This window comes from Kribbella sp. NPDC058245, from assembly GCF_042882005.1.
Taxonomy (GTDB): Bacteria; Actinomycetota; Actinomycetes; order Propionibacteriales; family Kribbellaceae; genus Kribbella.
In genome coordinates, this window is record NZ_JBHVWY010000010.1 from 314,720 (window position 1) to 322,752 (window position 8,033).

The window sequence follows — 8,033 nt, forward strand, 5'->3', positions numbered from 1 at the left end:
CGATCACGTCGGCGCCGACCTCGGTCAGCATCTCGACGGCCAGCTCAGCCCGCTCACCCTTCCTCAACCCCCTCCCCCCCCCCACCCCCCCTTTCCCCCCCCCCCGTTTTTCCCCCCGAGACGGCGGTGCTGGGGTCAGCAGGTTGGTCATCCGAGGCGGGGGAGGAGGTCCGCGAACTCGGCTAGGGCACGGTCGACCATGCGGACCTCTTCGGCGTCGAGGTGGTGGGCGGGTTCGCGGCAGTAGGGGCTGGCGAAGAGGCCGCGGCGGACCGAGATCAGCTTCTCGGCGGCGATGATGCGTTCAGTGTCGAGCATCCAGTAGGAGATGTAGGGGAGCAGGCGGCGGTGCAGGTCGACCCCGCCGGCCTCGTCGCCGGAGGCGAAGCGACGCCAGATCTCCACGTAGACCTCGGTGAGCGAGCAGCCCGGCTGAGTGCCGACTGCGCCCCGCCGGATCGCATCGGGCAACTGGACCCCGGCATACCCCTCCAGGGCCGCGAGAGACGGCGTACCGGCTGCGAGCTCACCGATCAGTGGGCCGGGCGGGCTTGACTCGACCTTGACCAGCCTGAGGTTCGGGTGGTCCTGCGCGATCGACCGCAGCAGGTCGGCGTCGAGGCTGGTACCCGTCTCACTCGGTGCGTACTGCAAGACCATGGGGATCGGGTCGATCGCCGTCAGCACAGTGCGGACGTGATCCGCCAGCGCGTTGCGCGACGGCGACAGGAAATGCGGCGGCAGCAGGTTGATGAGGTCGGCTCCGGCCTCCACCGACTCCATCGCGCGCGACGCTGCCAGCCGCGTTGCATGATCCTGTACGGCGATCACCGCGGCCACGTCGTCGCGGTCGCGCGTGTGTGACAGGAGCAGCGTGGTCAGCCGGCGACGTTCGGCCTCGGAGAGCTTGTGGAACTCCGACGCGAAGCCGGGGAACATCACGCTGGTCACCCCGGTCGACAGCACATGCTCGACGACCCGCTCGAACCCGGCGTAGTCGACCTCGCCGTCCGCGGTGAACGGAACCTCGAGCACGGGCGAGACCCCGCGGACGAGCAAGGACGCGTCGGCGGACCCGATCTCGGTGGTGGTCGTCATGCCATTCTCCTCAGGGATCATCGGGCCAGCAGCCGGGCGAGGTTGCCGCCGAGCACAGCGGCCTTCTGGTCGTCAGCGATCGGCCAGTCGCGGATCCGGTCGATCTCGGCGACCGGCACCGTGTACGGCGCGTCAGTGGAGAACATCAAGCGGCCGGCCCCGATCTCGGGCTCGGCCAGGAATCCCGTGAGCACGGTGTCCCACGGTGCGTAGGACGTATCGCCGTACAGGTTGGGGGCGTGCAGCAGCGCGGGGATCGCGTCGATCCAGAAGTCGGTCGCGCCGCTCTTGCCCATCAGGACGGGCAGCTCGGGACGGCGCCGGGCGAGGGTTGCGAGGGGGAGCGGCAGGGCGGTGGCCGGCGTACCGGTGCGGACGTAGACGAACCAGCCGGCGGTCGCGGCGAAGTCGAGCAGTGGGTCGAGGAGTCCGTCGAGTAGGTCGAAGCCTTGCAGGATCGAGTCGACGGCCAGGGCGACGGCTCCGGCATCGCGGGCGCGGTCGAGTTCGTCGAGGGCGGCTCGGCCGCGCCAGGGGTTGGCGACGGCGTAGGCGAGCAGTCGGCCGTTCGATTCCGCGGCAGCCGCGGCGGTGGTCTCGTTGCCTTCGCGATTGTCGTACGCGATGCAGCGCTCACCGGGCGCGACCAGGGCCTGATCGATGCCGAGGGCATCCATCGTGGCGATCAGGTCGGCTGGTTTGAGCTCGGCTTCCCGACTATCTCCGATCCGGCAGTGCGCATCGAGTACCAATTCCTTCCCCGCCCCACCGCCCCGGTCGATCATTGGGGTACCTTCAGCCCGAGGGCGCCGAGGGCGTCGGCGTGGATGATCCCGTCGATCACCTCGTCCGGAACCCGCGGCAGCTTGGTTCCTTCGAGCATGTCGTTGACCGTGCGCAGGCCCGCGATCGCTTCGCCGGTGTTCGCGATCGGGAAGTCCGACCCGAGCAGCAGCTTGCCGGTCGCGCCCCACTCGACCGCGTTGATCAGTGACTGGTACAGCACCCACGGACGCAGGTAGATCGACGACACATCGGCGTACACATGGGGGTGTTTGCGGATCGTCACGACGGTCTCGCGGCTCCATGGGTGACCCATGTGGGCCATCACGATCCGCAGCTCCGGGTACCGCAGCGCGATCTCGTCGGTGACGAGCGGGTAGGTGTAGCGCAGCGGTGCCTCGCGGATCGGCGACGCACCCGAGTGGAAGAGGATCGGCAGCGCGTGCTGCTGGCAGTAGTCGTAGAACGCCAGCGCGGGCTCGCCGAGCGGGTCGAAGTTCTGATAGTTCGGACCGAGCTTGACACCGACCAGTCCTTGCTCGCGGCAACGATCAGCCTCCTCGAGGGCGCCGGGTGCGGTCGGGTTGACCGACATGAAGCCGATCCGCTTCGCCGGGTTGTCCTGGACGAATTCGATGGTGTTGTCGTTGCAACGCTCCGGCAGATACGGGAGGCCGGTCGCGGCCAGCGGGTCGTCGACCGCGATGTTGAACACGATCGACACATCGGCCGCAGCCATCGCCTCGTCGTACTCGGCCCAGGTATTGGTCGTCACCACCGGCCGGTCGTTGCGCCAGTTCGTGTACACCTGGCGCTCGTCGTCCGGGACCGCGTCCCGGTGGGTCGGGGTGTGCGCGTGGACGTCGACGATCATCGGAACTCCTGCAACAGGTCGGCTCGCAAGGTCACTCCCAGGCCGGGTTCACCGCTCAGCCGGACCACCAGGCCGTCACTGTCCAGCGGCTTCGCGAGCACGTCTTCGGTGTAGTAGTGGGCGCCGATGATGTCACTCGGGTACGCCGACAACCGGGGCAAGGCGGCCGCGACGTGCAACTGTGCGGCTGCGCCGATGCCTAGTTCACCGTTCGAGCCGATCAGTACGTCGAGACCGTGCGCGGTCGCAAGTTGACCCATCTGTACGGCGCGACCGGGGCCGGCGGACTTACCGACGTACAGGCTGATCACATCGGCGGCGCGGGCGTCGATCACGTCGAGGAGATCGTGGAGCCCGAAGACCGACTCGTCGGCGATGACTGGGAGACCGAGCTGTCTGAGTTCGCGGAGACCTTGCAGGTCACGGGGTTCGAGTGGTTGCTCGACGAAGTCGATGTGTAGCTCGGCGAGCTCGGGGATGATGCGAGTGGCGTCGGCGCGGGACCAGCCGCCGTTCGCGTCGGTACCGAGGAACGCGTCCCCGACCAGTTGGCGAGCACGCCGTACCCGCTGCAGGTCGTTGCCTACGCCAACCTTCACCTTGAAGGCGCCGAAGCCCGCGGCGGTCGCGGCGCGGTAGGCGCGTTCGAGGTGCTCGCCGTCGCCGGAGAGCGAGAGCTTGATCGGGATCTCGGTGCGGTAGGGGCCGCCGAGGGCGACGGCCAGCGGTACGCCGAGGGTGCGGGCGAACGCGTCCCACAGGGCGATCGAGACGCCGGCCTTGGTGAACGGGTTGCCATGCAGCACCTTGTCCATCAGGTCGTCGGCCGCGCCGACTGGAGTGAGGGACGTGTTTTTTAGAGCCGGTGCGAGGACAGTGCGGATGAAGTGGTCGGCCGAGGTGCCGTCCTCACCGGACCACAGGGGAGTCGCGCTGACTTCGCCGTACCCCTCGATGCCGTCGCTGGTGATGACGCGGACGAGCAGGAAGTCTGACCGGTCGTGCGCACCTCGTGCGCCGCGGACGAGCAGTTCGGGATCGGCCTCCAGGCTGATCGCCGCCGTCTGGATCGCGGCGATCGTCCTCATGGTTTGGCCAGGAGGCGGCGGGGGTTGTCGATCAGCATGGCTTGGCGTTGGGCGTCGGTGATGCCCCAGCCGCCGATCTCCTTGACCCGGGCAACGGCGTAGTCCTGGCTGGCCTTCTCGGACAGGCCGGCGTCGGTGCCGAAGAGGACCTTGTGCGGCGGCGCCTCGGCGAGGATGCGGCGGGCGGCGTACGGCGGGGTTCCGCACAGGCAGAGGTAGAGGTTCTCGGTCTCTTGGGTCATCGCGAGTGACTCGCGCCAGAGGTCGTGCAGACCGCCGTGGCCGAGGACCACGCGCAGCCTCGGATGGCGTCGGGCGAGGGCGGCGATCTGGCCGGCGGTCGAGTACGGCGGGGTGCCGTCGTGGCTGAGCAGGACCCCGCCGGCTGCGGTGATGACCTCGCAGATGGGGTCCAGGGAGCGCTCGTGCATGCTGAATCCCTGCAGCCAGGGATGGAGTTTCAGGCCGCGCAGACCGAGCTCGCCGACCATCCGCTCGGCCTCCTGTACGGCGGTCTTCCGGCGGACGGCGACGGTACCGAAGCCGGTCAGGCGGTCGGGGTATTGGCGGACGAACTCGGCGAGGCGGTCGTTGGATTCCGGTGTCGGATCGAAGAGGCCGTCGTGGCTGAGGACGACCGCCTGCTCGATACCGGCGGAGTCCATGAAGGCGACGAATTCGTCCGCGCCGAAGGCGGCACCGCCCAGCCAGGTCGCCGTTTCCCACGCTGGGGTGTGAGTGTGGAAGTCGATCACAGCGCCTCCGCGAGTTCGAGTAGCCGGTCGCCGAGTGCGGTCGCGAGCTGGTTGAACCAGACGCGGCCTGTCTCGGCATCAGCGAGCGCCGGCTGATCGGTGTAGCCGTCGATCTGCCGCCAGCTCTCGGCCGTGTGCAGCTGTACGTCGTCCACCGTGGGACCGGCTGGCGTGTCGTCGCGGGGGTGGCGTTCGGCGACGAGCGCTTCGTCCTGCGCGAGCATGAGCGCGGTCTCGAACATCCCCGCATGGCCCGGGACAGGGGTGGTTCCGGTGTCACGGGCGAGTCGCCAGTAGTCCACATGCGCCACGTTGACGTCGTACCGGCTGGAGGCTGCCGCGGCGGCTGCGTGACAGACGCCGATGTTGCCGCCGTGGCCGTTGACCAGAACGAGCCGGCGTCCGCCCGAAGCCGCGAGTGAGCGGGCCAGGTCGATCAGGACGGCGAGCAGGGTCTCGGGAGTGAGCGAGAGGGTGCCGCCGAACGGGAGGTGGTGATCGGAGGCGCCGTACGGGAGAGACGGAGCGACGATGAGCGGACGGGCGGCGCGGTCACCGAGTTGTCGGACGGCCTGTTCGGTGACGGCCTGGGCGAGCATCCAGTCGGTGCCGGTGGCCAAATGCGGCCCGTGCTGCTCGGTCGCTCCGATCGGCAGGATGACGATTGCCTCAGGCAACAGTTGGGTCAGCTCGGTGCGGTTGGTGCGCTGCCACTGGATCACTCGGCCCTCCCGGCTACGAGTTGGGCGGTCCGGAGCGCGGCGATGCCGTCGTCGAGCGACGGCTCAGCCGGTACGCCGTTGTGGAGGGCAACGAAGCGGTCGAGTTGCCGATCGAAGCACCGGGTCATCCGGTCGCCGGGGAAGCGCACGACCTCCTCGCTCTCGGCTGTGGTCAGCGTGAGCGCGAAGGTGAAGCCGTCGAGAGTTGCGAGCCCACGATCGCCCAGGACGCTCAGCTCGCACCGGGGGAGCGCGCTGGTGAACCAGCCGAACTCGACCAGGGCCTGATGACCGCCGGGGTAGCTCAGCCGGGCGCCGGTGAGATTCGGCGCGGGCAGCCCGGCGCGCGTCCGCACCGCCCACCTGTCGTCGACGGCGATTGGCCGGCCACCGAGCAGATGGGTCAACCAGTCGAACACATGCGCACCCTCATGAACGACGGGCGACCCATGCTCCAGCGTGGCGGTGATCCGCGCGGTGTGTTCGGCATCGTCCGGCCGGTACGGCTCGTCGTAGATGTGCGCCCGCACCAGCACGGTCTCGCCGAGAGTCCCGTTCGCGATCCACGTGGCCAGTTGTCCGATCGCCGGATCGTGCCGGTAGGTGAGTCCGACCTGAACCCGTCCGCGCTCGGCCGGCTCCAGCTTGTCGTAAATGCGAGCGGCCTCCATCGAGGTCGCCACCGGCTTCTCCGCCAGCACGAACAAGCCGGCTCGCGTGTAGTCGACAGTCAGCTCAGGAGTCACCCATGGGGGAGTAGCCAGCACCACTCCGTCGACGCCGGCTTCGAGCTCGGCGGCCACCTGGATGTCGAGCTCAGCCACGGCCGCCCGGCGGTCCGGGTCGGGATCCACCAGCTGGACGAGCTCGATCGCCGGGTGCCTCTGGAGCGCAGGCAGGTGCGCGGAGAGACCGATGTCCCCCAGCCCCACGAGCGCCACCCGCATCGCCACATCCTTCGGCATCTCGTAGATAGATTCTGAGTTCTGAAGTTTAGTGTCCGCTGGTTTACCCGGCAACGGCCCGGGACGACTTCGGCTAGACCAGTCAGGTGGTGATCCAGTACCGCCGCGTCGTCCCCAGCCAGGTCTCCCGAACATCCTCGAGGACACCGCCGTTGCGCTCGATCGTCTTCGCCGAGGCGATGTTCGCGTCGTCGCAACTCACCATCACCCGCTCCAACCCACGCTCCCGAGCGCGCTGCACCACCTCACCCAGCGCCCACGCCGCAAGCCCCCGACCCCGAGCCGACGGCCGAACGCCGTACCCGATGTGCCCACCGCCCTCGAGCAACTTCTCCGTCAAGCTGTGCCGCAACGTGATCGCCCCGAGGTACTCACCACCCTCGACGATCCACCAGTGCGTCGCGTGCACAAACCCCGCCGCCATCGGCGTCCGCGGATCACTCCGCTCCCGCAGATAAGCCACCCAAGCCGCAAACCCCTCAGCACTCCGCACATCGTCCCGACCCTCGTGGTACCCGGACCCGTCCTGCGTCACCGCCCCCCACTCCTCCAACGACTCCAACCACGACCCCCACAACGCCACATCCGGCTCAATCAACTCCACCATCCCCCGACCCTAAAACCACCCCACCCCACCACCCCACCCAATTTCCCCACCCCCGGTCCAGCCCACCCCGATCCCGCCCACCCCGGTCCGCCCACCCCGGTCCCGCCCACCCCGGTCCCGCCCACCCCGGTCCCGCCCACCCCGGCCCCGCCCACCCCGGTCCGGTCCCACCCCGGCCCCGCCCACCCCGGTCCGCCCACCCCGGTCCGGTCCCACCCCGGTCTCGCCCACCGGTCCCGCCCACCGGTCCCACCCCGGTCTCGCCCACCGGTCCCACCCCGGTCTCGCCCACCGGTCCCGCCCACTGGTCCCGCCCACCGGTCCCACCCCGGTCTCGCCCACCGGTCCCGCCCACCGGTCCCGCCCACCGGTCCCGCCCACCCCGGTCCCGCCCACGCCCTGCCCACCCCAGTCCTGCCCGCTCATCCCAGCCGCCGCACCCCGCCGTACCGACGCCGCTCGCCTCCCTTCCCCTCCGGCAATTTGAGGGGAGATCCCCTGAAGTTGCCGGTTCTCTGCCCGAAATTTGGGGGGAGAAGGGGCCATTTCAGGGGAGATCCCTTGAAATGGCCGAGGGCGCGGCGGGCGGTGTGCGGAGGTGGGTTGTGGCAGGCCAGGTCCCGCCCGCCCGCCCTCACCCGCCCGCCCTCACCGGCCCTCACCGGCCCTCGCCGAGTCCGCCGACCCCGGTAACCCCGGTAACCCCGGTAACCCCGGTAACCCCGGTAACCCCGGTCGCCGCGGTCACCGCGGTCACCGCGCTCCCGCCGTCCGCCTCGCCCCCTCCGGCAATTTGAGGGGAGATCCCCTGAAGTTGCCGGTTCTCTGCCCGAAATTTGAGGGGAGAAGGGGCCATTTCAGGGGATCTCCGTTGAAATGACCGAGGTGCGGCAGGCCTGTGCGGAGGTGGTTGGGGCCGAGGTCGGGCTGCTGGGCCTCCTCGGTCCCGCCCGCGTTGCCCCGCCCGCCTCGCCCCGCACGCGTTGCCCCGCCCGCCTCGCCCCGCACGCGTTGCCCCGCCCGCCTCGCCCCGCACGCGTTGCCCCGCCCGCCTCGCCTCGCCCCGCCCCGGCTCGCCCCGCCCCGGCTCGCCCCCGCCCGGCTCGCGCCGCCCGGTCGCCCCGCCCGCTCCGCCCCGGCT

8 protein-coding genes are annotated in these 8,033 nt (G+C 69.9%); all 8 read right to left on the reverse strand.

Features of this window, described 5'->3' with window-relative positions; genetic code table 11:
- Positions 1 to 147 precede the first annotated feature (147 nt).
- Positions 148 to 1,098, reverse strand: coding sequence for a dihydrodipicolinate synthase family protein (locus ACFVWG_RS24555; protein WP_391545722.1), 951 nt, complete (start codon positions 1,096 to 1,098; stop codon positions 148 to 150).
- A 17-nt stretch (positions 1,099 to 1,115) separates the two neighbouring features.
- Positions 1,116 to 1,883: an amidohydrolase family protein gene (locus ACFVWG_RS24560; RefSeq protein ID WP_391545723.1), complete on the reverse strand. Its 768-nt coding sequence runs from the start codon at positions 1,881 to 1,883 to the stop codon at positions 1,116 to 1,118.
- Positions 1,880 to 2,755 (reverse strand): amidohydrolase family protein, encoded by an 876-nt coding sequence (locus tag ACFVWG_RS24565; RefSeq protein ID WP_391545724.1) that lies wholly within the window; start codon positions 2,753 to 2,755, stop codon positions 1,880 to 1,882. Before ACFVWG_RS24565 ends, ACFVWG_RS24560 begins: the two co-directional genes overlap by 4 nt.
- Entirely contained in the window at positions 2,752 to 3,843 is a 1,092-nt protein-coding gene (locus tag ACFVWG_RS24570; RefSeq protein WP_391545725.1) for a mandelate racemase/muconate lactonizing enzyme family protein, read from the reverse strand. Before ACFVWG_RS24570 ends, ACFVWG_RS24565 begins: the two co-directional genes overlap by 4 nt.
- On the reverse strand, positions 3,840 to 4,598 hold the full coding sequence (locus ACFVWG_RS24575; RefSeq protein WP_391545726.1) for an amidohydrolase family protein: 759 nt from the start codon (positions 4,596 to 4,598) through the stop codon (positions 3,840 to 3,842). Before ACFVWG_RS24575 ends, ACFVWG_RS24570 begins: the two co-directional genes overlap by 4 nt.
- The gene (locus ACFVWG_RS24580) at positions 4,595 to 5,320 is read right to left on the reverse strand and encodes a creatininase family protein (RefSeq protein WP_391545727.1); all 726 of its coding nucleotides are present in this window, start codon (positions 5,318 to 5,320) and stop codon (positions 4,595 to 4,597) included. Before ACFVWG_RS24580 ends, ACFVWG_RS24575 begins: the two co-directional genes overlap by 4 nt.
- A complete protein-coding gene (locus ACFVWG_RS24585) occupies positions 5,317 to 6,285 on the reverse strand; it encodes a Gfo/Idh/MocA family protein (RefSeq protein WP_391545728.1) in 969 nt (322 codons plus the stop codon). The genes ACFVWG_RS24580 and ACFVWG_RS24585 overlap by 4 nt, the downstream gene beginning before the upstream one ends.
- A gap of 82 nt (positions 6,286 to 6,367) precedes the next feature.
- A complete protein-coding gene (locus tag ACFVWG_RS24590) occupies positions 6,368 to 6,892 on the reverse strand; it encodes a GNAT family N-acetyltransferase (protein ID WP_391545729.1) in 525 nt (174 codons plus the stop codon).
- Between the last annotated feature and the right edge of the window lie 1,141 nt (positions 6,893 to 8,033).